At 73.8% G+C, this 26,383-nt stretch carries 27 protein-coding genes and 1 pseudogene; 20 read left to right on the forward strand and 8 right to left on the reverse strand.

Annotated elements, in window-relative coordinates:
* Positions 1-4: 4 nt before the first annotated feature.
* Complete coding sequence (locus tag GA0070623_RS30780) at positions 5-565, forward strand: GNAT family N-acetyltransferase (RefSeq protein ID WP_231932797.1); 561 nt, start codon at positions 5-7, stop codon at positions 563-565.
* Positions 566-626: 61 nt separating this feature from the next.
* The gene (locus tag GA0070623_RS04225) at positions 627-1,067 is read left to right on the forward strand and encodes a hypothetical protein (protein WP_067309821.1); all 441 of its coding nucleotides are present in this window, start codon (positions 627-629) and stop codon (positions 1,065-1,067) included.
* Positions 1,068-1,153: 86 nt separating this feature from the next.
* On the opposite strand, the gene GA0070623_RS04230 is transcribed toward GA0070623_RS04225, so the two are convergent.
* The 4 genes from GA0070623_RS04230 to GA0070623_RS04245 all read right to left on the reverse strand — a co-directional run bounded on the left by GA0070623_RS04230 (position 1,154) and on the right by GA0070623_RS04245 (position 3,449).
* Entirely contained in the window at positions 1,154-1,681 is a 528-nt protein-coding gene (locus tag GA0070623_RS04230; RefSeq protein WP_067309824.1) for a PspC domain-containing protein, read from the reverse strand.
* 3 nt (positions 1,682-1,684) lie between these two features.
* Positions 1,685-2,008, reverse strand: coding sequence for a PadR family transcriptional regulator (locus tag GA0070623_RS04235; protein ID WP_067309827.1), 324 nt, complete (start codon positions 2,006-2,008; stop codon positions 1,685-1,687).
* A 114-nt stretch (positions 2,009-2,122) separates the two neighbouring features.
* Positions 2,123-2,620: a DinB family protein gene (locus GA0070623_RS04240; RefSeq protein WP_067309831.1), complete on the reverse strand. Its 498-nt coding sequence runs from the start codon at positions 2,618-2,620 to the stop codon at positions 2,123-2,125.
* 58 nt (positions 2,621-2,678) lie between these two features.
* Positions 2,679-3,449 carry a hypothetical protein gene (locus tag GA0070623_RS04245; RefSeq protein WP_231932798.1) on the reverse strand — a complete coding sequence of 257 codons (771 nt, stop codon included), beginning with the start codon at positions 3,447-3,449 and terminating at the stop codon, positions 2,679-2,681.
* A gap of 828 nt (positions 3,450-4,277) precedes the next feature.
* Here GA0070623_RS04245 and GA0070623_RS04250 point away from each other — a divergent pair.
* Positions 4,278-4,679, forward strand: coding sequence for a hypothetical protein (locus GA0070623_RS04250; protein ID WP_067309834.1), 402 nt, complete (start codon positions 4,278-4,280; stop codon positions 4,677-4,679).
* A gap of 208 nt (positions 4,680-4,887) precedes the next feature.
* On the opposite strand, the gene GA0070623_RS04255 is transcribed toward GA0070623_RS04250, so the two are convergent.
* Together GA0070623_RS04255 and GA0070623_RS04260 are read right to left on the reverse strand one after the other, a co-directional pair.
* Positions 4,888-5,220 carry a hypothetical protein gene (locus GA0070623_RS04255; protein ID WP_067309837.1) on the reverse strand — a complete coding sequence of 111 codons (333 nt, stop codon included), beginning with the start codon at positions 5,218-5,220 and terminating at the stop codon, positions 4,888-4,890.
* Between the two features lie 11 nt (positions 5,221-5,231).
* Entirely contained in the window at positions 5,232-5,888 is a 657-nt protein-coding gene (locus GA0070623_RS04260) for a DJ-1/PfpI family protein (protein ID WP_067309840.1), read from the reverse strand.
* 101 nt (positions 5,889-5,989) lie between these two features.
* Here GA0070623_RS04260 and GA0070623_RS04265 point away from each other — a divergent pair, with 101 nt between their 5' ends.
* Positions 5,990-6,943, forward strand: a complete 954-nt coding sequence (locus GA0070623_RS04265) for a GlxA family transcriptional regulator (protein WP_067309843.1) — start codon at positions 5,990-5,992, stop codon at positions 6,941-6,943.
* Positions 6,944-7,084: 141 nt separating this feature from the next.
* On the opposite strand, the gene GA0070623_RS04270 is transcribed toward GA0070623_RS04265, so the two are convergent.
* Complete coding sequence (locus GA0070623_RS04270) at positions 7,085-7,678, reverse strand: ArgP/LysG family DNA-binding transcriptional regulator (RefSeq protein WP_231932656.1); 594 nt, start codon at positions 7,676-7,678, stop codon at positions 7,085-7,087.
* Between the two features lie 98 nt (positions 7,679-7,776).
* Here GA0070623_RS04270 and GA0070623_RS04275 point away from each other — a divergent pair, with 98 nt between their 5' ends.
* The 16 genes and pseudogenes from GA0070623_RS04275 to GA0070623_RS04350 all read left to right on the forward strand — a co-directional run bounded on the left by GA0070623_RS04275 (position 7,777) and on the right by GA0070623_RS04350 (position 25,573).
* Complete coding sequence (locus GA0070623_RS04275; protein ID WP_089003905.1) at positions 7,777-9,150, forward strand: M23 family metallopeptidase; 1,374 nt, start codon at positions 7,777-7,779, stop codon at positions 9,148-9,150.
* 506 nt (positions 9,151-9,656) lie between these two features.
* The gene (locus GA0070623_RS04280) at positions 9,657-11,015 is read left to right on the forward strand and encodes a DegT/DnrJ/EryC1/StrS family aminotransferase (RefSeq protein ID WP_067312715.1); all 1,359 of its coding nucleotides are present in this window, start codon (positions 9,657-9,659) and stop codon (positions 11,013-11,015) included.
* Entirely contained in the window at positions 11,012-12,187 is a 1,176-nt protein-coding gene (locus tag GA0070623_RS04285) for an MFS transporter (protein ID WP_067312713.1), read from the forward strand. The genes GA0070623_RS04280 and GA0070623_RS04285 overlap by 4 nt, the downstream gene beginning before the upstream one ends.
* A complete protein-coding gene (locus GA0070623_RS04290) occupies positions 12,184-13,143 on the forward strand; it encodes a sulfotransferase (protein ID WP_067312711.1) in 960 nt (319 codons plus the stop codon). Before GA0070623_RS04285 ends, GA0070623_RS04290 begins: the two co-directional genes overlap by 4 nt.
* 5 nt (positions 13,144-13,148) lie before the next feature.
* The gene (locus GA0070623_RS04295; protein ID WP_067312709.1) at positions 13,149-13,976 is read left to right on the forward strand and encodes an SDR family NAD(P)-dependent oxidoreductase; all 828 of its coding nucleotides are present in this window, start codon (positions 13,149-13,151) and stop codon (positions 13,974-13,976) included.
* A 54-nt stretch (positions 13,977-14,030) separates the two neighbouring features.
* Positions 14,031-14,870 carry a class I SAM-dependent methyltransferase gene (locus tag GA0070623_RS04300; RefSeq protein ID WP_067312707.1) on the forward strand — a complete coding sequence of 280 codons (840 nt, stop codon included), beginning with the start codon at positions 14,031-14,033 and terminating at the stop codon, positions 14,868-14,870.
* A gap of 71 nt (positions 14,871-14,941) precedes the next feature.
* The gene (locus GA0070623_RS04305) at positions 14,942-15,817 is read left to right on the forward strand and encodes a family 3 encapsulin nanocompartment shell protein (protein ID WP_067312704.1); all 876 of its coding nucleotides are present in this window, start codon (positions 14,942-14,944) and stop codon (positions 15,815-15,817) included.
* Between the two features lie 13 nt (positions 15,818-15,830).
* On the forward strand, positions 15,831-17,132 hold the full coding sequence (locus GA0070623_RS04310) for an NAD(P)/FAD-dependent oxidoreductase (protein WP_067312702.1): 1,302 nt from the start codon (positions 15,831-15,833) through the stop codon (positions 17,130-17,132).
* Positions 17,129-17,836 (forward strand): aspartate/glutamate racemase family protein, encoded by a 708-nt coding sequence (locus GA0070623_RS04315; protein ID WP_067312700.1) that lies wholly within the window; start codon positions 17,129-17,131, stop codon positions 17,834-17,836. Before GA0070623_RS04310 ends, GA0070623_RS04315 begins: the two co-directional genes overlap by 4 nt.
* A 162-nt stretch (positions 17,837-17,998) precedes the next feature.
* A pseudogene (locus GA0070623_RS30785) lies at positions 17,999-18,144 on the forward strand (acyl-CoA thioesterase); the annotation flags it as partial.
* A 516-nt stretch (positions 18,145-18,660) separates the two neighbouring features.
* On the forward strand, positions 18,661-21,315 hold the full coding sequence (gene lanKC / locus GA0070623_RS04325; protein WP_067312698.1) for a class III lanthionine synthetase LanKC: 2,655 nt from the start codon (positions 18,661-18,663) through the stop codon (positions 21,313-21,315).
* Between the two features lie 70 nt (positions 21,316-21,385).
* Positions 21,386-21,505, forward strand: a complete 120-nt coding sequence (locus tag GA0070623_RS04330; RefSeq protein ID WP_067312695.1) for a SapB/AmfS family lanthipeptide — start codon at positions 21,386-21,388, stop codon at positions 21,503-21,505.
* Between the two features lie 90 nt (positions 21,506-21,595).
* Positions 21,596-21,715: a SapB/AmfS family lanthipeptide gene (locus tag GA0070623_RS04335; RefSeq protein ID WP_067312693.1), complete on the forward strand. Its 120-nt coding sequence runs from the start codon at positions 21,596-21,598 to the stop codon at positions 21,713-21,715.
* 74 nt (positions 21,716-21,789) lie between these two features.
* Positions 21,790-21,909, forward strand: coding sequence for a SapB/AmfS family lanthipeptide (locus tag GA0070623_RS04340; protein ID WP_067312693.1), 120 nt, complete (start codon positions 21,790-21,792; stop codon positions 21,907-21,909).
* A gap of 71 nt (positions 21,910-21,980) precedes the next feature.
* Positions 21,981-23,648, forward strand: a complete 1,668-nt coding sequence (locus GA0070623_RS04345; RefSeq protein WP_067312691.1) for an ABC transporter ATP-binding protein — start codon at positions 21,981-21,983, stop codon at positions 23,646-23,648.
* Positions 23,645-25,573 (forward strand): ATP-binding cassette domain-containing protein, encoded by a 1,929-nt coding sequence (locus GA0070623_RS04350; protein ID WP_231932657.1) that lies wholly within the window; start codon positions 23,645-23,647, stop codon positions 25,571-25,573. The genes GA0070623_RS04345 and GA0070623_RS04350 overlap by 4 nt, the downstream gene beginning before the upstream one ends.
* On the opposite strand, the gene GA0070623_RS04355 is transcribed toward GA0070623_RS04350, so the two are convergent.
* A complete protein-coding gene (locus GA0070623_RS04355) occupies positions 25,503-26,324 on the reverse strand; it encodes a response regulator transcription factor (protein ID WP_067312689.1) in 822 nt (273 codons plus the stop codon). The genes GA0070623_RS04350 and GA0070623_RS04355 overlap by 71 nt on opposite strands.
* Between the last annotated feature and the right edge of the window lie 59 nt (positions 26,325-26,383).

A 26,383-nucleotide genomic window follows, 5' to 3' on the forward strand; every position in this document is an offset into this window, starting at 1 on the left:
CCCCGTGACCTACCAGGAGACGATCCCCGGCTTCGGTGAGCTGACCCTCACCGTGGTCGACCCGGACGCGCACGCCGCGCTGCTGCACGGCTGGGTGACCGCGCCCGGCGCGGCGTTCTGGGGCATGGGTGACCACACGGTGGCCGAGGTCCACGAGGTCTACTCCTTCGTCGACTCACTGAGCACCCACCACGCGTACCTGATCGGGCTGGACGGCACGCCGGTCGGCCTGTTCCAGAGCTACCGGCCCGAGGCCGACCCGGTCGGCGAGCGCTACCGGGTACGCCCCGGCGACGTCGGCATGCACCTGCTGCTCGCCCCGGGCCGCCGGCCGCCCCGGGGGCTCACCACCGCGGTCGGCCCGGCGCTGGCCCGGTTCCTGTTCCGCGACCCCGACCACCGGCGGATCGTGGTCGAGCCCGACGTGCGCAACCGGTTCGCGCTGCGCCGGCTGGAACGGGAGGGGTTCACCTTCGCCGATGAGATCGACATGCCCGACAAGCGTGCCCAGCTGGCGTTCCTCACCCGTGAGCGGTTCGAGGCCGACCACCCGGTCCCGGCCTGACCTGCCCGTCCCGGCCTGACCTGCCCGGAGCGGACAACTGCCGGCCGGCTAGTTTGCAGCGATGACTCTTCTCGACGACGTGGCCAGGCGGGACGACTGGCGGTGCTGGGTGTGCGACGAGCCGGTCGACGCCGACAGGTCGGTGAACGACCCGCGCGGCCCCAGCGTCGACAGCCGTACCGCCGACCGGAAGGCCAAGGTGGTCGAGCGGCTCGCGCACCGGGCCTGCAACACCCGCAAGGGTGCGGTCAAGGTGGTCATCGCCTGGCCGGACCGCCTGCACGTGGTGGAGCCGGCACCGCTGATCGCCGTCGCCGAGCGGCTCGAACGCAAGGGCGGCCGGGAACTGGTGGCCCGTTGCCCGAGCCGGAAGGACGCCCAGGAGGCCGCCGACTGGCTGGTCGACCGGTTCTCCCGGCTGGTGCCCGGGCTGCCGGTGACCGCCAGCGTCGACGCCGGCGGCGGGCAGTACCTCGTCGCCCTGTCCACCGGCCGCCGCTGACCGGCCCGGCGGCCGGCCGGCGACGAGGAGGTGGGCACGGTGGGCGGGATCGCGGTCCTTCGGAACGGCAGCGGACACTGCCGGTCTCAGGCGTGTCGCGGCGCGTCCCGTTGGCGCTCGTAGTCGGCGACCGTGGGGACCACGGGGAGCACGAGCAGCAGGGCCAGGTACGCGATGGCGAGTAGTCCACCGCTGAACAGGGTCAGCAGCAGCACGACGGTGCGTACCCAGTCGACGCGGAACCCGCCGTACGCCGCGATTCCCAGGCAGACGCCGCCGAACCAGCCTCCTTCGTGGATCCGGCACCAGAACCGGCCACGCGGCCTCCCCGCGGCGGAAGGCGACACGGGACCTGCCGGGCTGACCGGCCCGACCTCGGCCAGGATCGCTGCCATCCGGGCACCGGTCACCGGGGCGTCGCCTGAGCCCACGAGCGCGCTCAACCGGTCGCCGATCGCGGACTCGAGATCGCGGACGATGTCGTCAGCGTCCGGGTCGGAGCGCAGCGTGCGGTGCGCCTCGTCGAGGTACCGCCGCAGGGTGTCGCGTGCCTCACGGGTGGCGGGGTAGGCCGCGACGTGCCCGGTGAGGCGGATGATCGTCGGATCTTCCATGGGTCAGCGTCCGATCGCATTGATCATGTGGGTCAGCTCGTTCCAGTACTCACGGAACGCGGCGAGTTGGTTTCTGCCCGCATCGGTGAGGGAGAAGTACTTCCGGGGCGGCCCTGACGGCGACTCACGCCACTCGTGGTGGACGAGCCCGTCGCGCCGGAGCCTGCTCAGCAGCGGATAGAGCGTGCCCTCCTGGGCGGGGAAGTTCGCCTCCTGCAGCACGGCGAGGATCTCCGCCGCGTACCGCTGCCGGGACTCGACGGCAGCCAGGACGAGTGGCTCGAGCAGGCCGCGCCGCAACGCGACGAGCTTGGGGTCGACCTGCATGCCACTACCTTGCCACAGCAAGGTACCTGTCGCAACATGAGGCGCGTCCTGCTCCGGACCGCGCGGTGCGGATGAGCCCTGCCCGGGATCGACAGCGACCACCGCACCGGCGTGCTACCCGTGGAGGATCTGCTCGCGGAGGATGTCCGCGTGCCCGCAGTGCTGGGCGAGCTCACGCAGCACGTGCAGGTACACCCAGCGCAGCGGAAGCGGACCCCGCCGGTTCCCACGCAGGATGTCGTCGAGGCCCAACGACGCCGTCGCCCGGCGGGCTGCCGCGCAGGCCTCCCGGTGCGCCTGCCGGACGGTGGCGATCGTGTCGTGGTCGTCGAGGAGGAACGAGTCTTCCGACCGCTCGGGGAGGCCGAGCTCGGCGCGCGAGCGGCAGGTGACGGCCTCGTCGAACCAGACCCGCTCCACGAAGGTCGCGTGCTTGACCAGGCCCAGCAGCGTCGTCCGGGACGGCACCAACGACCGGCGGGCCTGTTCCTCGGTCAGCCCGTCGAGGCAGCCGTCGAGCGCACTGCGGTGCTCGTCGAGGAACGTCTCGAACTGGTCCGGGAGCGGCTGGGCGACGACCCGGTCGGCGAAGCTGGGCGGAAAGGTGGGCATGGGAGGAGCATTCCAGACCCGTCGGACCGGGCGGACCCCACCAGGTCAGCCGCCCCGCTCAGCCGCGGTAGACGATCGTCGCGTCGTCGGTGGCGACGCCCTCGCGGGCCTCGGCCTGCCTGACCCGACGGATGACCTCCTCGGGGCCGGCGGAATCCAGCAGGTCCAGCAGGCCCGCCCAGTCGGTGCGCCCGAAGGTGTCCACCAGCCGGCTCGCACCGTTGCTGAGCAGCGCCGCCCCGGTCACCCCGGCGGCCGGGCGGCTGCCGGTGACCGCCTCGGCCACCACCCGGGGGTCGTCCTTGGCCACCCAGAAGCCACCCGGGCTGTTCCGCTGCGCCCGCAGCTCACCCAGCAGCCGCCGGTACCGGTCACTGCCCGGGGGTACGCCCTGCAACCGCTGCTCGACGGAGCGGGCGATCACCACCTCACGCGGATCGTGGGCCACGAACGGCTCACCGTCCACCCGGCCGAGGACCACCACCGCGTCGCCGAGGACCAGGTGCTCGACGCGCCCGCCGACGAACCGGAGCATCGCCACTGCGGCGAACGGGCTGATCGGGTGGGCGACGTCGCAGGTGTCGCGGTGCTCGTCGGTGATCCGCTCGATGCCCTCGGCCAACACCTCGCGCAGACTGTGCCCCAGGGACAACGCGCCCAGCAGGGCACCACCGAGCCGGGTGGCATACCAGGCCACGCCGTGGTGGCAGACCCGGGCGGCGTCGGCGATGCCACCGGCGCCGTCGACGAGCACCAGACCGTCCGCGACGGCACCGGCGAAGTCCTCGTTGGCCCGCCCGGGATGCCCGGCATCGGTCGCCATGACCATCCGCACCACCCGACCATCGTACGGTCGGCACGGCGACCTCCCACCCACCGTTCCCGGCCCGTGGCACCCACCCGACAGCAGCACCGGGTGACGGCCCGCCCGCTGGTTCCGCCCCACCCGCCGCACCACCGCACCGCAAGGCCGCAGACCCATCCGGTACGCCCACCAGCCCGCCCCACCCACACGAACCACTTCCACCGCCGCCTCCTCCGCGGTCGGCGACACCGCGAAGAACACGTCGTCCATGCCGCCCGACCCGAGCGGCGCGACGATCTCGTAGCCACCGATCCTGTCCCACGCCATCCGGCCCCCTTACGGCGAGTTCCACCCGCCTCGACTACTACCGGGCCGACCTCGCGAGCAACGGACACGTCCGTACACGGTGGACGATCATGCCGTAGGGCGACCGCACCGGCCGCCGCAAGGCCGTCAGATATCCGACCGCACCCGACGCCCCCTCGCACGGCAACCGCCCCCTCCTGGCGGGTCACCACGCGCCCGGCGGCACCACCGACGGGACGCCCCCGCCGCGCTCGGCGAGCATCCCGGGGAGACCCGGGGCGCGCTCTCCCGAGCCGGGGCAGCCACGCCCAGGGTCGGCCAGACCCCGATAACGCATGACATAGCTGCAGCTCAGCGCCGTGATCAAATAGTCGCTTGTCCATGATTGGACACCGCTACCCCTGGCTTGATCTGAGCCGGAGTGCCTACCGTTTAACTCATAAAGGGGCATTGATCAGATTCAACCGTCACGCAATATCTGATCACTAAATTCCCTCTTTTACCACCACATTGCCGCATCCAGGCGGCTCCACCGAAGGAGGCACCATGTCCACCGAGTCCACCAAGCAGGCCGCCCAGCCCGTGGCGAGCGCCAGCGACATCGCCGAGGCCACCGCGCTCCTCGTCCCGGCCACCTCTGCCGGCATGCCGCCGACAGCGCAGCTCTTCTGGGCGGTGGTCGAGTCGACGGGCGTGCTGAACCGCGGTTTCGGGGTGGTCTCGTCCATCCGTCTTGCCGTCGGGCAGTACCAGGTGGTGTTCAGCCACGACGTGACCCGCTCCGCGTACGTCGGAAGCATCGGCCTGACCGGTTCCGTCGGGGCCTCACCCAGCGGTGAGATCGCGGTGGTCGGCCGGGCCGGGGTGCCGAACGGCGTGTTCGTCCAGACGTTCACCTCGGCGGGCGCGCCCGCCGACCGGGCGTTCCACCTGACGATCTCGTCGTGACACCCGCGCATCCAGGTCCCCGCCATCGCTCGATGGCGGGGACCGCTCACGTCTACCGCATCGCGTCCCGGTCCGACCGGGCGGGGGTGTTGCGGATCTGCTCTGCCGGCGCGGAGGCCGGTCATCATCCGACGCCGAGATCTCCGCGCCGCCGGTGATCGGTCAGGCGAACGTCACGGCATCCGCACCGAGCGCCCGGTGCGGGCGACTACCCGGCGGTTCGGGTGACCGGAGCGGGTGGGCGGCGGGTGCCGGTGACCACGGTGCGGGGCAGCCGGCCCGCGCGGGAGTGCCCGGCCAGGGTGCCGCCGTCCACCACCACGTCGAAGTCCAGGTGCAGGCGCATCGGCCGGGTCACCGACTGTCGCCAGGTCACCCGGCTGCCGATGCAGGTCACCGCGACCAGCGCCACGGTCTCCGCCGCCGTCGACGCGGTGCCGGTGAGCGCCCCGCCGGTGTCGTGGAAGACGTAGGTGGCGCGGAGCGTGCCGATGGGGGTCTTCAGGCTGACGTCCCAGCTGCCGATGACGGGATGCACCATCGTTTTTCTCCTCAGACCGTGACGGGGAGGTGGCCGGCGGCACGCCAGACGGTGCCGCGTCGCTCGTACTCGAAGAGGGTCTCCACGGCGTGCGCGACCCGGGGGCCGAACTCCCGTTCCAGGAGGTGCAGGCCGAGGTCCAGGCCGGAGGTGACGCCGCCTGCGGTGACGAGGTCGCCGTCGTCGACGACCCGCGCCGGCACCGCGTGCACGCCGGTGGCGTCGAGCACGTCCATGCCGAGGCGGTGGGTCACCGCGTGGCGGCCCTCGATCAGGCCGGCCATGGCCAGGGCGAGCGAACCGCCGCAGACGGCCGCCACCGTCACGTCGGGGTTGTCGAGGGCGGCGCGCAGCAGCGGTACGGCCGCCGAGTCGGCGACCCGGGCCAGGAGCACCGGGATGGTCACCGCGCCCTCGTCGGGGTCGCCGGTGCTGGGCCCGCTGGCCCCGGGCACCACGACGTAGCCCGGCCGGGTCGGGTCCAGCGTCCCGGTCGCCCGCAGCGTCAGACCACGGGTGCCGCTGACCACCTCCCGCGGGCCCTCCGCCGAGACGAGCTCCACCGCCAGGGCACCCCCGACGGTGTCGCTCCCGGCGGCGAGGACCTCGAAGGGCGCGATGACGTCGAGCGGGTCGAACCCGTCGAACAACACGATCTGTACCAGCATGCCTCCGATCCTCGACCTCGCCGCCTGAGCCGACCAGTGGCAGGATTGCCATCGTCCGACTGTTTCTTGCCGCCCGTCGTCGACCCCGGGGAGGTGCCGTCGTGCACACCGTGCTGGTCCTGGCGCTCCCGGGCACCATCGCGTTCGACCTGGCCACCCCGGTCGAGGTGCTGGGCCGGGTGCGGTTGCCGGGCGGCCGGGCCGGCTACCGGGTGCTGGTCTGCGGCAGCGGGCCGGTCGTCGACGCCGGCCCGCTGCGGCTCGCCGTCGACCACGGCCTCGACGCGCTCGCCGACGCCGACACCCTGATCGTGCCGGGACGGTACGACCCGGCCGCGCCGGTGCCCGCTGCGGTGCTGGACGCGCTGCGGGCCGCCGCTGCCGCCGGCGTCCGGATCGCCTCGATCTGCGTGGGCGCGTTCACCCTCGCCGCCGCCGGGTTGCTCGACGGGCGTCGGGCCACCACGCACTGGGCCGCCGCCGAGCTGTTGCAGGCGACGTATCCGGCCGTCCGGGTGGACCCGGAGGTGCTGTACGTCGACACCGGTCAGTTCGTCACCTCCGCCGGGGCGACCGCGGGCGTGGACATGTGCCTGCACCTGGTCCGCCGCGACCACGGGGCCGCGGTCGCCGCCGACGCGTCCCGGCAGGCGGTGGCCCCGCTGCACCGCGACGGTGGGCAGGCGCAGTTCATCGTGCGCCCCGGCGCGGACCCTGCCGGGGCGGGTCTCGGCCCGGTCCTGCGCTGGCTGGAGTCGCACGCCGACGAGCCGCTGACCCTGGCCGACGTGGCCGCCCGGGCCGGGCTCAGCGTGCGGACACTCAACCGCCGTTTCCACGAGGAGACCGGCCTCACCCCGATGCAGTGGGTCGCGGCGGTGCGTATCCGTCGCGCGCAGGAGCTGCTGGAACGCACCGACCACGGGGTCGACCGGATCGCCCACCTCGTCGGTTTCGCCTCACCGGCGCACTTCCGGGTCCAGTTCAAGCGGCTCAGTGGAGTGTCGCCGCAGGTGTACCGCCGGACCTTCGTCGCCGGGGCGGTGCCCGGCTGAGCGGGCGTTCCGGCGTGGACGGCACGTGGCGCGCCGTCGCCGCCGGGTTCGTCGGCGCCTGGTCCCGTCCCGTGCCCCGGTGGTCGTCGGCGTGGTGTCGTCCACGGATCTGCCGGGCGGACGGATGCCCGGCCGCACCCGTCAGTGCAGCGCGGTGCCGGCGGCGACCCGGACCGCCGCCGTCAGTGCCGCCAGCGCCGCCGACTCCAGTCGCCAGCACTGCCAGTACAGCGGAACGTCGAGGTGGTGTCCGGCGGCCAGGTCGACGAGCCGACCGGCGGTGATGTCGGGCCGGGCCTCGGCCTCCGGGAGCAGGCCCCAGCCGAGGCCGAGCCGGATCGCCCGGGCGAAGCCGGCCGTCCCCGGCACGACGTGCGTCGGCGGGTCGACGTCGCGGCGGGTGAGCGTACGGGCGAAGCGGTGTTGCAGGGTGTCCTTGCGGTCGAAGCGGACCATCGGCGCGACGGGGAAGGTCGCCGCGGGCGGCCGGTCGGCGAACCATAGCGCGTGCAGGGCGGGTGTGGCGACGGCGCGGTACCGCATCGCGCCGAGGCGGAGGACCCGGCAGCCCTGCACGGCGACGCGTTCGGTGGTGACCGCCGCCATCACGGTGCCGTCGCGCAGCAGTCGGGCGGTGTGCGCCTCGTGGTCGGTGTGCAGGTCGACCAGCAGGTCGGGCACGATCGCCGTGATCATGGTGGCCATCGCCGCCTCGGTGGCCGTCGGCTGAACCACCGGCTCCGGCCCCACCCGCGCGGCTCCCCCCGGCGGGGCGACCGGCCCGTAGGATCGACCTCCTTCGAACGATGCTCCACTGAGGAGGGAAGTCCGTCATGACGGGTCCACTCGCCCGGGTCCTCACCTCGGCCCGCCTGGCGCTCGCGGCCGTCGGCGTCGCGGTGATCGCCGCCGGAGGTGTCGCCACCGTCGCGGCCGGCCCGGCCCAGGCCGCCGGGCCGCGACCGAACTTCCAGCTGCCGGTGCCCTGCGGCGAGACCTGGCGGCTGGCCACCTACTACGGTCACGACGACTACGACATCGACCTGACCTTCACCGGCGGGGCCAGCAACGGCCGGCCGGTCCTCGCCTCGTACGGGGGCACCGTCGCCTTCGCCGGTTGGGGCAGCGGCGGTGGCTGGCATGTGATCGTCGAACACGGCGGCGGTTGGCGGACGCTCTACCTGCACATGATCGAGACGCCGATGGTCGCCACCGGGCAGTGGGTGGCGACCGGCCAGCAGCTCGGCCGGGTCGGCAGCACCGGCAACTCCACCGGCCCGCACCTGCACTACGAGCAGGTCCGCGACGGCGTCAAGACCGAGTCGTACTTCGACGGCGTGCCCTCCGGCATCACCTCCGACGGCAGCCCGTCCACCGGCCCGCTGTACGTCTCCGGCCCCACCTCGCCGGCCCGGAACATGACCAGCCGCAACTGTGGCCAGGCCGCCAACCGCCAGGTGTACGAGTCCGGCAGTCACAGCGGCTGGCAGATGCTGCCGGTCAACAGCATCACCGGCTCGGCCACCGCGTCCATGGTCATGGGCGGCAACAAGCTGCTCTACACGGTCAACAACGGCCTGGTGTACGAGGCGTCCAGCGACACCGGCTGGCGCAACCTGTGGACCGGCATCTCCGGCGTCAGCAACAACGCCCTCGCCGTGATCAACGTGGACGGTGTGAAGTACATCTACACCGTCGTCGGCGGCTGGGTACACGAGGCGAGCAGCGCCAACGGCTGGAGGAACCTGAACACCGGCATCTCCGGCGTCAGCAACAACGCCCTCGCCGCCGTCAACCACAACGGCGTTAAGATCATCTACACCGTGGTCGGCGGCCTGGTGCACGAGGCGGCCAGCAACAACGGCTGGCGCAACCTGTGGACCGGCATCTCCGGCGTCAGCGACAACGCCCTCGCCGTGATCAGCATGGACGGTGTGAAGTACATCTACACCGTCGTCGGCGGCTGGGTACACGAGGCGAACAGCATCAACGGCTGGCGCAACCTCAACTCCGGCGTCTCCGGGGTCAGCCCCGACGCCCTCGCGGCGATCAGCTTCAACGGCGTGAAGATCATCTACACCGTGGCCGGCGGGATGGTGCACGAGGCCGCCAGCAACAACGGCTGGCGCAACCTCAACTCCGGCGTCCGGGGCACCGCCGTCTCGGCGACGAGCATCAGCGGCGTCAAGGTCCTCTACACCGTCTGACGGCCATCCCGACCCGTCCGGGCGGCCACGCGCCGGTCCGGGTGCCGCCTCGTCGACGGCACCCGGACCGGCCACCGGCGGTGCCGGTGGCCGGTCCACCGCGGCCGGGATGTCTGCCCGGCAGGGCAGACCGGCACGGACGGTAGGGCAGTCCGGCACGGACGGCGGGAGGCCGCCACCCGGTCGGCACCGCATACCCGCAGGCCGGACACAAGGACGTCGCGGGCCACACCCCCATTCAGCATCCCCAATCGTCACTGTGTGCGATGACGATCACGGCCGACTCTCCTCAACGGATGCTAAGTCGGGGCACGACACCGGACGCATGGTTGACGGCCCGCATCCCGGCGGCAATCATGTTGTTCACTGGATTCCCGGCCCGCGCAAATGTCGGATCTGGTGGTTGTTTCGGCGTTTTCGATGCGGTTGCCCGCCGGGTGGAAAACCCACGCGCATTTCCTATCGGCTATGTCGGAAAACCGCCGCAGAAAGTCAGGAGCACACCGGTGAACGGGAACGACGAAGCTCCCGCGTCAACCCGACCCGAAGCCGGGTCGCACGGCGTTGAGCTGCACCAACAGCTCGCCATCCGGGGCGGGGCACCGGTCCGGCGCAGCCCCTGGCCGACCTACGACAAGGGCGCCGTGCACGTCTGTCGGGAGGACGAGGAAGCGGCGATCCGGGCAATCCGCAGTCACCTCTACTTCCGCTACGACCACCGTAACGAGTCGGAAACGGAGTGCGGGCAGTTCGAGGCTGAATTGTGCCGCTACTTCGGCACCCGGCACGCACTCGCGGTATCCAGTGGCACCGCCGCGCTCGCGCTGGCCATCATGGGTGCCGCCGTTCCCCCCGGCGCATTGGTGGCCTGCCCCGGATTCACCTTCGTGGCCACCCCCAGCGCCATTGTGCTGGCCGGGTGCCGACCATTCCTGGTCGAGGTCGACGACGACCTGCGGATGGATCTGGACGACCTGCGCCGCCGCTGGCGACCGGAGATCAAGGCGATCCTGGTGGTGCACATGCGCGGCTTCGCCGCCGACGTCGCGGCGCTGGCCGCGTTCGCCGCCGAGATGGGCGTCCCGCTGATCGAGGACGCGGTGCCCGCCCTCGGCGCCGAGCTGGACGGTCGCAAGCTCGGCACGTTCGGCGTGGCGGGGGCGTTCAGCACCCAGTCCGACAAGGCGCTCAACTGCGGCGAGGGCGGCTTCCTGGTCACCGACGACAGCACCCTGTTCGGCCGGGCGGTGGCGCTCTCCGGGGCGTACGAGGGGCGGCTGCGACGGCACTTCCCGGGCACCGAGCCACCCGTCGACGGGTTGACACTGCCCCTGCTCAGCCTGCGGATGGACGAGATCCGGGCCGCCCTGCTGCGTGCCGAGCTGACCCGGCTGCCGCAGCGGCTGGCCCTGTTCCACCGCAACTACGCGCAGGTCAGCGGCGCGCTGGCCGACCTGCCGGGGATCGCCGTCCGCAACCCGGTCGCGCCCGGGGCGTACCTCGGCGAGGCGTTCGTGTTCCGGGTGCCCGGCGGCGACGCGGGGTGGTTCACCCGCGCGCTACGGGCCGAGGGCATCGACGCCCGCAACATCGGCGCGGACGACGACCTCAACGTCCGCGCCTTCTGGAACTGGCGGTTCATGTACGACGACACCGACCCGGCGCGGATCCGCGCCACCCTGCCGCGCACCGCCCGGCTGCTCGCCGAGACGGTCGACGTGCCGCTGTCGTCCAGTCTGACCCCCGACGACTGCGACCAGCTGATCCGCGCCGTCCGCAAGGTGGCCGCCGCACTGCCCCCCGCTCCGGCCGGGTCGGGGTCGTCCACCCCGGAGCCCGTCGGGGTGGAGCCGGTGCGCGCATGACCGCCACCCCCACCCGGGACACCGCCGTCCCCCGGCTGGCGATGGTGGGCATCTTCGGTGGTCTCTTCGCCGGCTACCTGGGGCTCACCGCCGTCATCCCGGTGCTGCCGGCGTTCCTGCGCGACCGGCACGACGCCGGGGACTTCGCCGTCGGCCTGGTGGTCACCGTCACCGCGGTGACCGCGCTGCTGGTCCGGCCGGTGGCCGGCGCGCTGGCCGACCGGCACGGCCACCGCACCGTGATGCTGGCCGGGGCGCTGGTCGTCGCCGCCGGGGGCCTGCTCTACCTGCTGCCGTTGAACGTGCCCGCGCTGGTCGCGGTGCGGCTGCTGCTCGGCGCGGGCGAGGCCGCCCTGTTCACCGCCGGTGCGGTGTGGACGGTGGCGCTCGCCCCGCACCACCGGCGCGGCCAGCTCATCGGCCTCTACGGGGTGAGCATGTGGGGCGGCATCTCCGCCGGCACGTTCCTCGGCGCCACCCTGCAACAGGTGTCGTTCACGGCGGTCTGGGCACTCAGCGCCGCCGCGCCGCTGGTCGCCGCCGGGCTGATCGCCATGGTGCCGACGCCGTCCCGGACCGCCCCGACCGGCGGCGGCGGTGGGTTGCTGCTGCGGCCGGCGCTGCTGCCCGGGATCGCGCTGACCTTCGGCGCGGCCGGTTACGCCGGGCTCGCCGCGTTCGTGGTGCTGCACCTGGACACCCGCGACATCGGTCACGGGGTGGTGGTGCTGAGCTGCTTCAGCGCCGTCTACGCCGGCACCCGGCTGGTCATCGGCCACCTGCCCGACCGGCTCGGCCCGCGTCGGGTGGCCGCCTGGTGCGGGGTCGGCGAGGCGGTCGGGCTGGCCGTCATCGCGGTCGCCCCCAACCTGCCGGTCGCCGTCGTCGGCAGCGTGATCATGGGGGTCGGCTTCTCGCTGCTGCACCCGTCGCTGGCGTTGATGGTGATGAACCGGACCGACCCGGCGCGGCAGGGCGCGGCGATCGGCGCGTACACGTCGTTCTGGGATCTGGGGCTCGCGGTGTGGGGGCCGGTCACCGGCCTGGTCGCCGCCGGCTTCGGCTATCCGGCGGTCTTCACCGTCGGCGCGGCCTGCGCGCTGCTCGCCGCCGCCCTCGCGGTACGGATCGGCCGCCCGGCCGCCGCGCCGACGGAGGTGCCGGCCGGATGAGCGCACCGTTGACCGTCCTCTGCGTCACCGGCTGGTGCCGCAACGGCAGCACCATCATCGGCAACGTCCTCAACGAGGTGCCCGGTTTCTTCCACGTCGGTGAGCTGCACTTCCTGTGGAAGAACGCCACCGGCCGGGGGGTCAACGACCGGTGCGGCTGCGGCGAGGCGCTGACCGGCTGCCCGATCTGGTCGTCGGTGCTGCCGATCGGCTGCCCCGAGGGCATGTCGCCCGACGCGCACGCCGAGACGGTGATCCGCCGGCAGTGGAGCCGGGTGCGGACCCGGCACACCTGGCGGGTGCTGCGGCGCGGCCTGTACGACGACGAGATCCGGGCACACGCCGACCTGATGGGGCGGGTCTACCGGGGCATCGCCGAACGCACCGGCGCGCGGGTGATCGTGGACACCACGAAGATCCCCGGTGAGGCCGCGCTGCTGTCCCACCTGCCCGGCGTCCGGCCGTACTACGTGCACCTGGTCCGCGACCCCCGGGCGGTGGCGCACTCGTGGCGGGAGCCGAAGCAGTACGTCTACGCGATGTCCGCCGCCCGGAGCACCGCCTACTGGCACGGCTTCAACCTGGCGTCCGCCGCGATCACCCGCCGGCACCCGGACCGGTCGGTGTTCCTGCGCTACGAGGAGTTCGCCGCCGACCCGACCGGCACCGTCGACGCGCTGCTGCGGCTCTGCGGCGCCGACCCGGCCGGCAACCCGGTGCACGAACGCACTGTGCAACTGCACCCCAACCACACGGTCACCGGCAACCCGGACCGGTTCCGCACCGGGCCGACCGTGATCCGGGACTCCGACGACGGCTGGCGGCGCACCCTGTCACCCCGCCGCCGGCTGGCCGCCACCGCGCTGGCCTGGCCACTGTTCGGCCGCTACGGCTACCGGTACACGACCGGTCCCGCCGCGGCACGGGTCGGCACTGCACCGGACAACGGGAGGTAACAGGCGTGGATCTCGGGCTCAAGGGGCGGGTGGCCCTGGTCGCGGGGGGTTCCAGCGGCATCGGGCTGGCCTGTGCGAAGGAGTTCGCCGCCGAGGGCGCCCAGGTGGCGATCTGTGGTCGTGACCCGGAGCGGCTGGCCGCCGCCGAACGGGAGCTGGCGCAGGTGGCGACCGGTCGGGTCAGCGCCACCAGCGTCGACCTGACCGACCCGGACGCGGCCCGCCGCTGGGTCGACGCGGTCGCCGCCGAGCTGGGCGGGGTGCACGTGCTGGTGGCCGGCGGCGGCAGTCCCCCGGTCGGCACCGCCACCGGCTTCGACGTCGCCGACTACCGGGCCGCCGTGGACCGGGTGCTGCTGCCGGCGGTGGCGCTGGCCACGGCCGCGCTGCCGCACCTGCGGGCCGCCGGGTGGGGTCGGCTGCTCTTCGTCGCCTCCGAGACAGCCTGCGTGCCGATCGGGCCGCTGGTGCTGTCCGGGGTGACCCGGGCGGCGCTGGTCCGCTTCGCCCAGGGCCTCGCCGTGGACGTCGGCCGGGACGGCATCACCGTCAACGTGCTGGCCCCGGGCGGGGTACGGACCCCGCCGATGGAACGCGCCGCGGCCCGGCTCGCCACCGACGGCGACGTGGAGGCCCGGCTGCGGGCGATGGGGCACCACAGCGCGCTGGGCCGGCTGGCCCGGCCGGACGAGGTGGCCGCCGTGGCCACCTTCCTGGCCAGCGAGCGGGCCTCGTTCGTCACCGCCGGGGTGCACCTGATCGACGGCGGGGCCGCGGCGACCGGTCCGGACCTGCCCCACCTGACCGGGGTCCGCAAGGACACCTACGCCTGACCCCCGCCCGGCCGCGCCGGCCCGACGCCCGCCCCCGCACGAAGGAGTGCCCGCATGTCCACGACCAGCCAGTTCACCGAACGGGACGTCTCCGAGTTCTTCGACCAGACCACCCAGACGTACCTCAGCTTCTGGGACAGCGAGGGGGTGCTGCACACCGGCTACTTCGCCGGCCCGGACGACACCGACTACCCGGCGGCGGCCGACCGGACCTCCGATCTGCTCGCCACCGAGGCCGGCATCGACGCCTCGGCCACCGTGCTGGACGTCGGCTGCGGCTGCGGCAACTTCCTGCTGCGGCTGGCCGAGCGCACCGGGTGCCGGGGTGAGGGGGTGGACCTGAGCATCGAGCGGGTCCGCTTCGCGCTGGGCAAGCTCACCGAGCGCGGCGACGGGTTGCCGGTCGCCTTCCGGCACGGCTCGGCCACCGCGCTGCCGTACGACGACGGCGGCTTCAGCCACGTGGTCAGCCAGGACGCGCTGTTCCTGGTGCCGGACAAGGCGCGCAGCCACGCGGAGATGTACCGGGTGCTCGCCCCCGGCGGGACGCTGGCCGTCACCGACTTCCTGCAACCCGTCGCCGAGATCGGCGAGGCGGCCCGCCGGCACGTCTACGACCGGGTCCGGTGGAGCAGCGGATACTCCCTGGACGGCTACCGGGAGGCGTTGACGGCGGCCGGGTTCGAGGTGACCGTCGCGCGCAGCCTGGACGACCACATCCGGCAGACGTACCGGGTGCTGGGCGAGACCGCCCGGCAGCGGGCCGCCGCCACCGACGACGAGGCCGCCCGGCAGTGGATCCTCGGCTTCGCCGCCTCCTGTGACGAGATCCAGGCCGCGATCGACCGGGGCGAGTTCGGTTGGGGGATGTTCGTCGCCCGCAAACCGGCCTGACCGTGCCCGCCGACGCGCACCCGCGCCGGCCCGCCCCGCGCACCAGCACAGCCCAGGAGGGGAAGTAAGTCATGCAGCGCACCGACACCGTCAAACGGACGATCGCCGAGGTCGTCGCCGAACGCCGGACCCAGATGTCGCCCGGCGGCATGTTCGTCGAGGCGTTCGGCCGGGACGGGTTCGACACCGCCGTCGACTACGACGTCACCATCACCGACTCGCTGACCAGTTCCCGGCGCAAGCCCCGCTACCCGTCGCGGAACATGCTCAAGGTGGTGGACCTGTCCCGGGAGCCGCAGGAGTTCTACTGGCACGAGAGCCCACCGCGCCCCGGCGACCCCACCGTGGACGGCGCGGACCTGCGCCGGGAGGCCGCCAACCACTTCCACCGCTCCCCCATCCCGGAGCTGCTGACCACCCGGGCCTGGGTGCAGGTGCCCGACGAGCTGTGGCACGACCCGGTGGGTTTCGCCCAGTTCATCGACTACCGTCTGGTGGTGCGGCTGGCCACCGCCGAGAACCACACCATCCTGCGCGGCGAGGGCGGGCTGCTGAACATGCCGCAGCTCGGCCGGCTCACCGACCCGGCGCCGTTCGCCTCGACCATCCTGGCCGCCTGCAACGAGGTGGAGCAGATGGGCAGCACCGCCGACGGGCTGATCATCAACCCGGCGGACTACTACCGGCTGCTCGGCGAGGGCCACCTGCTGCGCGACGTGGAGGACAACGGCGTCTTCATCGTCCGGACCCGGCTGGTCGATCCGGGCACCGCGATCGTCGGCGACTTCGGCCACGGCGCGGTGCTGTTCGACGCCGGCCGGTCGACGATCAGGTTCGCCGAGCCACCGCCGGGGACCTTCGCCGAGCCGGGTCGGGCGCTGTGCGCCGAGATCTGGGAGCGGGTCGTGGTCAACCTGCCCACCTGCTTCTTCGTCGTCACCCTGTAGCCGGGGGGACGACGTGGCGACGACGCCCGCGCCGGGCGACGTACCCGGGCGCGACGATCCCGACGTGCTGGTCGTCGGCGCGGGCGTGGCCGGGCTGTTCTGCGCCTGGTTCCTGCGGCGGGCCGGGCTGACGGTGACCGTGGTGGACCGGGGCGGGGTCGGTGACCCGGCCGCCTGCTCGTCGGGGAACACCGGCTTCGTCGGCACCCAGGGCGCCGCGCCGCTGGCCGAGCCCGGCGTGCCGGCCAAGGGGCTGCGCTGGCTGCTCGACCCGGAGAGCCCGTTCCACGTCCGGCCCCGGCTCGACCGGGAGCTGCTGACCTGGCTCTGGCACTTCCGCCGGCACTGCACCGAGCGGCAGGCCCGCGCCGGCTTCGAGGTGCTGCTCGACCTCAAGCAACGCAGCCTGGCCATCCTGCGGGAGGTCTGCGCCCACGACGAGCTGGCCGACACCCTCACCGCCCGCGGCATGGTGCTGGCCTGCAAGACCCCCGAGGGGTACGCGCAGGCGCGGGCGACGCTGCCGGCGGCGGTGGCCCGCGGGGTGCCGCTGCGGGTGCTGGACCGGGCGGAGCTGGCCCGGCTGACGCCGGGGGTGGAGTTCGCCGTCGCCGGGGCGCTGCTCAACGAGGAGGGGGCGGCCCTGCGCATCCCGGCGTTCCTGGTGGCCTTCGCCCGGCTGTTGCGCGCCGCGGGGGTGGAGATCCTCACCGACACCGAGGTAAAGGGTTTCCACATCGTCGACCGGCAGGTCCGCGCGGTCCGCACCAGCCGGGGTGACCTGCGTCCCGGTGAGGTGGTGCTCGCCGCCGGGGTGTGGTCGGCGGCCTGCGCCCGCCAGCTCGGCGTCGGCCTGCCGCTGCAACCCGCCAAGGGGTACGCGGTGACCGTCGACGCCGGCCCGACCACCCCCACACTGCCGGTGCTGCTCAACGAGGGGAAGGTGGCGATCATGCCGTTGGGTGACCGGGTCCGGCTCGCCGGCACCCTGGAGCTGACCGGGCTGGACACCACCGTGTCCCCGCGCCGGGTGGCGGGGATCCTGCGGACCGTGCGGTCGTACCTGCCGGCGATGGACACCGACGGTCAGGTGCAGGTGTGGACCGGGCTGCGGCCGTGCACCCCGGACAGCCTGCCGTTGATCGGCCGGCTCGGGTCGTACCGCAACGTCAGCGTCGCCACCGGGCACGGGCACATCGGGATGGGGCTGGCCCCGGCCGGGGGCCGGCTGCTCGCCCAGCTCGTCACCGGCACGCCCCCGGACGTGCCGACGGCGACCTTCGCGGTGGACCGGCACCGCCGGGGGCACCGGTGAGCGCCCCGGCGGTCGGGGTGCTCTGCCTCCAGACCAGCTTCGACAAGATCCCGGGGCACATCCGCAACCCGGCCACCTTCGACTTCCCGGTGGTCTACCGGGTCGTCGAGGGGGCCACCCCGCAGCGGCTGGTCCGCGAGGCCGACCCGACCCTGCTGGAACCGTTCGTCTCTGCCGCCCGGGATCTCCAGGCCGCCGGGGTGGCCGCGATCACCGGGGCATGCGGCTTTCTGGTGCTGTTCCAGGCCGAGCTGGCCGCCGCCGTGGACGTGCCGCTGCACTCGTCGAGCCTACTCCAGCTGCCGCTGGTGCACCGGATGCTCGGTCCGGGCCGGACGGTCGGCGTGCTGACCGCCGACGCGGCGGCGCTGACCCCCCGGCACCTGGCCGCGATCGGGGCGCAGGACGTGCCGATCCGGGTGGCCGGGATGGCGGACGCCCCGGAGTTCCGCGAGGTGATGCTGGAGGGCCGACGCGACGCCCTGGACGTGGACCGGCTGGCCGCCGAGGTGCTGGAGCGGGCGGCGTCGCTGGCCGGGCCGGACCTGGGCGCGCTGGTCATCGAGTGCACCGACCTGGTGCCGTTCGCGCACCTGGTGCAGGCCCGGCTCGGGGTGCCGGTCTACGACATCGTCACCCTCACCACCATGGTGCACTCCGGGCTGGCCCGCCGCCCGTACACCGCCGCCACCGGCGACCGGTAACCGCACCGCCCGTCCCGCCAGTCGGCGGGGTCCTGACCGGACCCTGCCGGCCGGCGTTTCGTCGTGCACGGGCAGCCCCGTCCCGCCGGCCGCACCCCGACCGCCCGGCATCCGGCATCCGGCACCCGGCACCCGGCACCCGGCACCCGGTTGTCCCGGCGGGCCTACCTCGTCTTCGTAGGGGTGGACGTGGGCGTTGCGCCCCGGCCGGTCCGCCCTGTGCTCCCGGAGACCACCACCGTTACCAGGAGGCGGAGATCCGCCGCGCCCACCGCCCGGCCAACCGCCGCGCCATTCAGGACAGACGTCTTGATCACCGGGGCCGGGGCACACCGCCGACCCAACCGGCCCCACCACCTCGCCCCACTCAGCGAGGCGGGTCGGTGACCAAGAGGTTTACGTCAGCAATCCGGCACGGGACTGACGCAAACCTCTTGATCACCACCGTCCGACACACCACTCACCCCACCTGGGCGCGATGCGGGTTGGTGATCAAGAGGTTCGGGTCACCAACCCGCCGCGAGGCTGACGCAAACCTCTTGATCACCGAGGGGGACGCGCGTCGGGGTTGCCCTGGGGAGGGAGTGGACAGGGGGAAAGGGTCAGGGGCCCGGTGGGGTTGGGCCGGGCAGCGTCCGTGCGCGGACCCGCAGGTGATGCCGTATTCACGATTTCAAACTCCGCTATTGTCACGAGTTTCCGGCCGGAATCTCACCCTGGGTCGATGACGCATCACACTGTGCCCCGCTGTCCCCCGATTGCAGGATTGACCCGAACCGAACAGGGGACGACACGAACCGATCAGGGGACGGGAGGCAGCCGAGATGGACGAACGGTACGACTCGTACTGCGCGGTCGATCCGCTCTTCTACGACTCGTTGTCCAGCGCGAGCGCCACCGCCACCGGCATCGGCTACGCCGCGGACCGCCCGCAGCCCGCAGGCTGGGAATCCGAGGTCAAGGACGACTGGCTGATCCACGCCCCGGTCGGCGGCACCCTGCCGGCCCAGGGTTGGAAGATCCACGTGTCGGCCCGGCTGGACAACGCCGAGCGGGTGCTGACCCGGGTGATGGACTACTGCCAGCCGCGCGGCATCCCGTTCAAGCACCTGCGCGGCCCCCGGATGCTGCTGATGCGCAACAGCAAGTACGCCCGTCGGGGCGGCAGCGGCAAGTTCGTCACCGTCTACCCGCGGGACGACGCCGAGCTGGAGCTGGCCGCCAAGGAGCTGGCGGCGCTGCTGCACGGTGAGCAGGGGCCGTACATCCTGAGCGACCTGCGCTACGGCGACGGGCCGGTCTACCTGCGCTACGGCGGTTTCGCCGCCCGCTACTGCCTGTCGGCCGAGGGCCAGGTGGTACCGGCCATCGCCGACGCCACCGGCACCCTGGTGCCGGACCGCCGCGACCCGGTGTTCCACCTGCCCGACTGGGTCACCCTGCCGGACTTCCTCGCCCCGCACCTGGCCGCCCGCAACGCCGCCAGCACCACCGAACTGCCCTACCGGATCGAGAAGGTCATCCACTTCTCCAACGGCGGCGGCCTCTACCAGGCCCAGGACACCCGCACCGGGGACCGGGTGGTGCTGAAGGAGGCCCGCCCCTACGCCGGTCTCGACGCCACCGGGGCGGACGCGGTGACCCGGCTGCGCCGGGAGGCCACCGTGCTGCGCCAGCTCGCCGACGTGCCGCACCTGGTCCGGGTGCACGACGAGTTCAGCTTCGGCGGCCACGAGTTCCTCGCCCTGGCCTACGTCGAGGGCGCCCCGCTCAACAAGGTCGTCGTGCAGCGCTACCCGCTGGTGCACCCCGACGCCGACCGGGCCGAATACACCCGCTGGGCGCTGGACGTGCACCGGCAGGTCACCGAGGCCGTCGAGGCCATCCACGCGCACGGCATCGTCTACGGCGACCTGCACATGTTCAACATCATGGTCGGCGACGACGGCGCGGTCACCCTGATCGACTTCGAGGTCGCCGCGCCGGCCGCCGAGGCGGGCCGACCGGCCCTGCGCAACCAGGCGTTCGCCGCGCCCCGCGACCGGGTCGGTTTCGCCGTCGACCGGTACGCCCTGGCCTGCCTGCGCCTGGCCCTGTTCCTGCCGCTGACCGCGATGCTGCGGCTGGCCCCGGAGAAGGCGGCGCACCTGGCCGACCTGGTGGCCGAGAACTTCCCGGTCGACCGGGCGGTGCTCGACCAGACCGTCGCGGTGATCGTCGGCGACCCGCCGACCGCCACCACGCCGACCGCCACCACGCCGCCAGCCACCACGGCGCCGGCCACCACGGCGCCGGCCACCGGCCCGGCACCGCGCTCCGTCGCGGCGACGCCGCTGACCCCCGACGTGGTACGGATCGACCCGGCCGACGACTGGCCCGGTCTGCGCGACCGGCTGGTCCGGGCGATCACCGCCAGCGCCACCCTGCACCGCGACGACCGGCTCTTCCCCGGCGACATCCGGCAGTTCAGCGGCACCGACGGCGGGCTGAACCTCGCCCACGGCGCGGCCGGGGTGCTCTGGGCGTTGCACGCCGCCGGCGCCCCCGTCGACCCCCGGCACGTCGACTGGCTGGTCGACCGGGTCCGGGAACCCGCCTCCGGCAGCCGGCTCGGCTTCTACGACGGGCTGCACGGGGTGGCGTACGTGCTGCACCTGCTCGGACGCCGCGACGAGGCCCGCCGGCTGCTCGACCGCTGTCTCGACGAACCGTGGACGGACCTCGGCAACGACCTGATGGGCGGCCTGGCCGGCGTCGGGCTCAACCTGGACCACTTCGCCGCGGTGACCGGCGAGTCCCGCTACGCCACCGCCGCCCGGCGGGCCGTCGAGCTGGTCGTCGAACGACTCGGCGACGTCGACTCGGTGGGTGAGATCAGCGGCGGCCGGCACCCGTACGCGGGACTGATGCGCGGCGGTGCCGGGGTGGCCCTGCTGCTGCTGCGCCGGCACGAGCGGGAACCCGACGAGCGGTTGCTCGACCACGCCGCCACCGCGCTGCGCCAGGACCTGCGTCGGTGTGTCCGCCGCGAGGAGGGACACCTGGAGGTCAACGAGGGCTGGCGGACCATGCCGTACCTCGCCGAGGGCAGCGTCGGGGTGGGGCTGGTGCTCGACCAGTACCTGCGCCACCGGCCCGACGAGACCCTCCGCGAGCAGGCCGACGCGATCCGCCGCTGCGCCGACTTCCCGTTCTACGCCCAGTCCGGTCTGTTCGCCGGCCGCGCCGGCATCGTGGCCTACCTGGCCGGTCGGGGCGAGGACGAGGCGGCCCGGACCCAGGCGCGACTGCTCGGCTGGCACGCCCTGCCGTACGCCGGTGGCACCGCCTTCCCCGGCGACCAGCTGCTGCGGCTCTCCATGGACCTGGCCACCGGCACCGCCGGCGTGCTGGCCGGCGTGGCCGCCACCCGGCCCACCGATCCGGTCCGGCTGCCGCTGCTGACCCGCCGGCCCGACGGCACCACCCCGGCCGACTGACGGCCCACCCGCTCCCCGGGGGTCACCCCGGGGTCCACCCGACCCGACGAGCCACGGAAGGAGGAAAGACATGGCCCTGCTCGACCTTCAGGGGATGGAGCTGCCGGCCGCCGGACGTACCGGCGGTGGGAGCCAGGCGAGTCTGCTGCTCTGCGGCGACAGCTCGCTGAGCGTCACGACCTGCAACTGAGGTGACGGTCGTCGACCACGACGGCCGACCGACCTCACCGTCAGGCACCTCCGTAAACAGGAATCCACATCGACAGAAAGAGGTAAGACCATGGCTCTGCTCGACCTCCAGGCGATGGAACTCCCGGCCACCGAGCGCACCGGCGGCGGCAGCCAGGCCAGCCTGCTGCTCTGCGGCGACAGCTCGCTGAGCGTCACCACCTGCAACTGAGTCGCGGTCGTCGACCGACGACCCGACCGAGTTGACCACCAGGAACGTCCTTCTCGAGAGAAAGAGGTAAGACCATGGCTCTGCTCGACCTCCAGGCGATGGAACTCCCGGCCACCGAGCGCACCGGCGGCGGCAGCCAGGCCAGCCTGCTGCTCTGCGGCGACAGCTCGCTGAGCGTCACCACCTGCAACTGATCGACCGGTATCGCATGGCCCCGGACCGGCACCCGCCGGTCCGGGGCCGCGCGGCGTAGGAGGGAGGTGCGATGACGCCGGCTGACCGGCTCCTGCTGCACGCCGTTCGCGCCGCCGGCTGGTGGACCCCGACGCTGACCGTGGCCACCGTGGCCGCGACGGCGGCCGAACTGGCCCTGCCGGCGGTCCTGGGGCGGGCCGTGGACGCCGCCGTCGGCACCGCACCGCAGGCCTCCCCCGGCCGCTGGCTGGCCGCCGTGGCCGCACTGATCGCCCTCCTGGTCGTCGCCGGCGTGCTGCGCGACTACGGCACCGGCGCGGCCACCGCCCGGTCGGTGGCCCACCTCCGGCACACCCTGGTACGGCACCTGTTCGCCCTCGACCCACGCACCGCCGCCCGCCGCCCGGTGGGCGACCTGGCCGGCCGGGTGGTGGGGCAGGTCGCCGACGCCGGACAGGCCGCACCGACGGTCGTGACGGCCGCCACCGTGGCGCTGCCACCGGTGGGCAGCCTGGTGGCGCTCACCCTGATCGATCCGTGGCTCGGCGGCACCTTCGTGCTGGGGCTGCTGCTGCTCGCCCTGCTGCTGCGCGGCTTCGTCGCCGACGCCTCCGCCGCCGTCGCCGGCTACCAGCAGGCCCAGGGGGACCTCGCCGGCCGGCTGGTGGAGACGCTGGCCGGGGCGCGCACCATCGCCGCCGCCGGCACCGCCGAGCGGGAGGTCGACCGGGTGTTGACCCCCCTCGCCGCCCTGCACCGGCACGGCACGCGGACCTGGACGGTGCTCGCCGGGGCGGCGACCCGCGGCGCGGTGCTCAATCCGCTGCTCCAGGTCGCGATCGTCGCCGTCGGCGGGCTGTCGCTGACCGCCGGCCGGTTGACGCCCGGGGAGCTGCTGGCCGCCATCCAGTACGCCGCCCTCGGTGCCGGCCTCGGCACCGTGGTCGCCGCCCTGAACACCGCCGTCCGGGTCCGCGCCGGCTGCCGCCGGGCCGCCGAGGTGCTCGCCGAACCCGCCCGGCCGTACGGCACCCGTCGCCTGCCGCCCGGACCGGGCACCCTGGAACTGCGCGGGGTGACCGTGCGTGACGCCGACGGCCGGCCCCTGCTCGACCGGGTGGACCTGGCGGTGCCCGGCGGCACCCTGCTGGTCGTCGTGGGCGCGTCGGGGGCCGGCAAGTCGCTGCTCGCCGCCGTGGCCGGCCGGCTGCGCGACCCGGACGACGGCACCGTACTCCTGGACGGGGTGCCGCTGCCGGAGCTGAGCCCGGCCGCCCTGCACACCGCCGTGGGTTACGGATTCGAACGACCGGTGCTGGTCGGCGACACGGTCGGCGCCGCCGTCGGGGTGGGCGCGGACCCGGCGCCGCTGGCCAGGGCCGCGGCCATCCACGACTTCGTCGAACGGCTGCCCGACCGGTACGGCACCCCGCTGGCCGAGGTAGCCATGTCCGGCGGTGAACGACAGCGGCTCGGGTTGGCCCGCGCGCTGCGCGCCGGACGGCTGCTGATCCTCGACGACGCCACGTCCAGCCTGGACACCGCCACCGAATACCAGGTGACCCGGGCGTTGACCGGTCCCGGTGACCGGCGTACCCGGGTGGTGGTCAGCCACCGCCTCGGCATGGCCGCCCGCGCCGACCTGGTGGCGTGGGTCGCCGACGGGCGGATCCGGGCGGTCGGCCCGCACCCGGTGCTCTGGACCGACCCCGACTACCGGGAGGTGTTCCGGTCGTGACCACGGTGACCGGCATGACCCGTGCCGCGCTGCGGGACCGGCGGGCGCAGCTGTGGCGGCTGGCCGGCTGGTCGGCTGCCGAGGTGCTGCCGGCGGCCCTGTCCGGGCTGCTGACCGCACACGCCGTCGACAGCGGTTTCCTGGCCGGCCGACCGGGGGTCGGGCTGGCCTGGCTGGCGCTGCTCGGGCTCGCGGTGCTGGTCGGCGCGGCCGGCACCCACCGGTCGTACGCGCTGCTCGGCGAGGTGGTGGAGCCGTTCCGCGACGACCTGCTGCGCCGGGTGGTACGCGGCGCGGTGGCCGGCGCGGCCGGCGGTCGGGCCGACGACGCGGCGGTGGCCCGGCTGACCCACCAGGTAGAGCTGGTCCGGGACACCTACGCCGGGCTGCTGATGGTGGTGCGCGGTTTCCTGTTCGCCTTCGGCGCCGCCGTGCTCGGCCTGCTCTCGCTGGCCGCGCCGGTGGCCCTGGTGGTGGCGGTGCCGGTGCTGGCGGGGCTCGGCCTGTTCGCCGTGGCGCTGCCGGTGATGGTGGCCCGGCAACGGGAGTACGTGCTCTCCGACGAGCGGCTCGGCCGGGCCGTGGTGACCGCGGTGACCGGTCACCGCGACGTCACCGCCAGCGGCGCGCGGGACCGGGTGACCGACTGGGTCGGGGCGTCCGTCGACGCGCAGGCCCGGGTGGAGCGACGGCTGGCCACCATGGCCGCCACCCGCGGCCTGACCCTCGCGCTGGGGGGCTGGCTGCCGGTGCCGGCGCTGCTGCTGGCCACGCCGTGGCTGGTCCGCCAGGAGCTGGGGCCGGGCGCGGTGCTCGGCGCCCTGGTCTACGTGACGCGGGGGGTGCAGCCGGCCCTGCACAGCCTGGTCCAGGGGGTCGCCGCCGGTGGTCTGCGGTTCGCCGTCACCCTCGACCGGCTCCTGAAGGCCGCCGCGTCGTCCGACGGCACCACCGACCGGCCGGGACCGCCGCCCGCCCCCTCCGCATCCCCCGGTGCGGCCGTCGCCTGCGGGTCGGCCAGCTGCGGGTCGGCCGGTGGGGACGCCGCCGCCTGCCCGGGCGCCGGCACGACCGTCGGCCGCGGGTCGGCCGGGTCGCTGCCACCGCCCCCGGCATCGCGGGCCGGGTCGGCGTTGTCGCTGCGTGCGGTGACCTTCCGGTACGGTCCGCACGCCGATCCGGTGCTCGACCACCTCGACCTCGAGGTGCCCGCCGGAGACCACCTGGTGATCGTGGGGGCCAGCGGGATCGGCAAGTCGACACTGGCGGGCCTGGTCGCCGGGGTGCTGCACCCGCAGTCCGGCACCGTCCACGTCGGCGGTTCGCCGGTGGCCGGGGCCACCCCGCGCCAGCTCGCCGACCGGCGGGTGCTCATCCCGCAGGAGGCGTACGTCTTCACCGGCACGCTCCGGGAGAACATCGACTATCTGGTCCCCGGCCTGCCGGACGACGCGATGGACCGGGCGGCGGCCCGGCTGGGCCTCACCGGCCTGCTCGCCCGCCTCGGCGGCTACGACGCGTTGCTGCGCCCGGCCGACCTGTCCGCGGGGGAACGCCAGCAGTTGGCGCTCCTACGGGCCTGGCTCTCCCCCGCCGCGCTGGTCATCCTCGACGAGGCGACCTGTCATCTCGATCCGGCGACCGAGGCCCGGCTGGAGGGTGCCTTCGCCGCCCGGCCCGGCACCCTCGTGGTGATCGCCCACCGGGTCAGCTCGGCGCTGCGCGCCCGGCGGGTACTGCTGCTCGATGGGCGGGCCGCGCTGCTGGACACCCATCAGGGACTGCTTGCCCGGTCCCCGGCCTACGGTGCTCTGGTCGGCTACGGCGACCAGGGGACCACGCCGCCGGAGGCGGTCACAACCAACCCGACTCGCGGGCGATCCGCACCGCTTCCCAGCGGGTCCGCGCCCCGGTCTTCGCCATGATCCGGGACAGGTGGTTGCGTACCGTTCCGGCCGACAGCACCAACCGCTCGGCGATCTCCTGGACCGGATGCCCCTCGGCCACCACGTCGAGCACCTCCCGTTCCCGGTTGGTCAACGGGCTGTCGGCGACCTCCAGGGCCGCGACCACCAGGTCGGGGTCGAGGACGACCCGCCCCTCCGCGAGCTGACGGACCCCGTCGACGATCCGACCGGGCGGCACCTCCCGGCTCAGGAAGCCGATCCGGTGGCCGTGCTCGGCGAGCAGCGGCCCCAGCCGACCGGCACGTCGCTGCTCCACCAGGACCAGCAGCGCCCCCACCGGTGGGCCGGCGGGCCGGGACGGCGACCCGGAGCCGGCATGTGCGGTGACAACCGGATCGGCACCCGGCTCCTCCCGGGCGGTCGGATCGGTGTCCAGCTCCCGGGCGGTCGGATCGGCGCCCGGTTTCTCCCGGGCGGTCGGGACGACGGCCCGCCTCTTCCCGGCGGCCGGGGCGGTGCCGGACTCCACCCGGGCGTCCAGCGGGGATTCGGCGGTGGGCTCGGCGGTAGCCAGGCGGACCAGTTCCGCCACGGTCAGCATGTCGAACTCGACCACGGCGACGTCGGGACGTTCGGCCCGGACAGCCGCCCTCAGCCGACGCGGACTGTCCACCTCGCCCACGATCTCGATGTCGTGTTCGGCGGAGAGCACCTGCGCGAGCGCCCCGCGGAGCAATCCGCCCTGGAGAGCGAGCAGCGTGCGAACCATAAGCGACTCCCGACATAAACCCCGTGTTGACGAAATGTGTGCACTCGATGACGCACGGT

It is taken from the genome of Micromonospora rifamycinica (assembly GCF_900090265.1).
Lineage (GTDB): Bacteria > Actinomycetota > Actinomycetes > Mycobacteriales > Micromonosporaceae > Micromonospora > Micromonospora rifamycinica.

Coding starts and splice junctions, on each gene's coding strand:
- GA0070623_RS04275 (WP_089003905.1), top strand. CDS start 7,777: ATGACGGGTCCACTCGCCCGGGTCCTCACCTCGGCCCGCCTGGCGCTC.
- GA0070623_RS04305 (WP_067312704.1), top strand. CDS start 14,942: ATGCAGCGCACCGACACCGTCAAACGGACGATCGCCGAGGTCGTCGCC.
- GA0070623_RS04230 (WP_067309824.1), bottom strand. CDS start 1,681: ATGGAAGATCCGACGATCATCCGCCTCACCGGGCACGTCGCGGCCTAC.
- GA0070623_RS04235 (WP_067309827.1), bottom strand. CDS start 2,008: ATGCAGGTCGACCCCAAGCTCGTCGCGTTGCGGCGCGGCCTGCTCGAG.
- lanKC (WP_067312698.1), top strand. CDS start 18,661: ATGGACGAACGGTACGACTCGTACTGCGCGGTCGATCCGCTCTTCTAC.
- GA0070623_RS04300 (WP_067312707.1), top strand. CDS start 14,031: ATGTCCACGACCAGCCAGTTCACCGAACGGGACGTCTCCGAGTTCTTC.
- GA0070623_RS04340 (WP_067312693.1), top strand. CDS start 21,790: ATGGCTCTGCTCGACCTCCAGGCGATGGAACTCCCGGCCACCGAGCGC.
- GA0070623_RS04260 (WP_067309840.1), bottom strand. CDS start 5,888: ATGCTGGTACAGATCGTGTTGTTCGACGGGTTCGACCCGCTCGACGTC.
- GA0070623_RS04245 (WP_231932798.1), bottom strand. CDS start 3,449: ATGGTCATGGCGACCGATGCCGGGCATCCCGGGCGGGCCAACGAGGAC.
- GA0070623_RS04250 (WP_067309834.1), top strand. CDS start 4,278: ATGTCCACCGAGTCCACCAAGCAGGCCGCCCAGCCCGTGGCGAGCGCC.
- GA0070623_RS04330 (WP_067312695.1), top strand. CDS start 21,386: ATGGCCCTGCTCGACCTTCAGGGGATGGAGCTGCCGGCCGCCGGACGT.
- GA0070623_RS04225 (WP_067309821.1), top strand. CDS start 627: ATGACTCTTCTCGACGACGTGGCCAGGCGGGACGACTGGCGGTGCTGG.
- GA0070623_RS04240 (WP_067309831.1), bottom strand. CDS start 2,620: ATGCCCACCTTTCCGCCCAGCTTCGCCGACCGGGTCGTCGCCCAGCCG.
- GA0070623_RS04255 (WP_067309837.1), bottom strand. CDS start 5,220: ATGGTGCATCCCGTCATCGGCAGCTGGGACGTCAGCCTGAAGACCCCC.
- GA0070623_RS04345 (WP_067312691.1), top strand. CDS start 21,981: ATGACGCCGGCTGACCGGCTCCTGCTGCACGCCGTTCGCGCCGCCGGC.
- GA0070623_RS04285 (WP_067312713.1), top strand. CDS start 11,012: ATGACCGCCACCCCCACCCGGGACACCGCCGTCCCCCGGCTGGCGATG.
- GA0070623_RS04290 (WP_067312711.1), top strand. CDS start 12,184: ATGAGCGCACCGTTGACCGTCCTCTGCGTCACCGGCTGGTGCCGCAAC.
- GA0070623_RS04335 (WP_067312693.1), top strand. CDS start 21,596: ATGGCTCTGCTCGACCTCCAGGCGATGGAACTCCCGGCCACCGAGCGC.
- GA0070623_RS04355 (WP_067312689.1), bottom strand. CDS start 26,324: ATGGTTCGCACGCTGCTCGCTCTCCAGGGCGGATTGCTCCGCGGGGCG.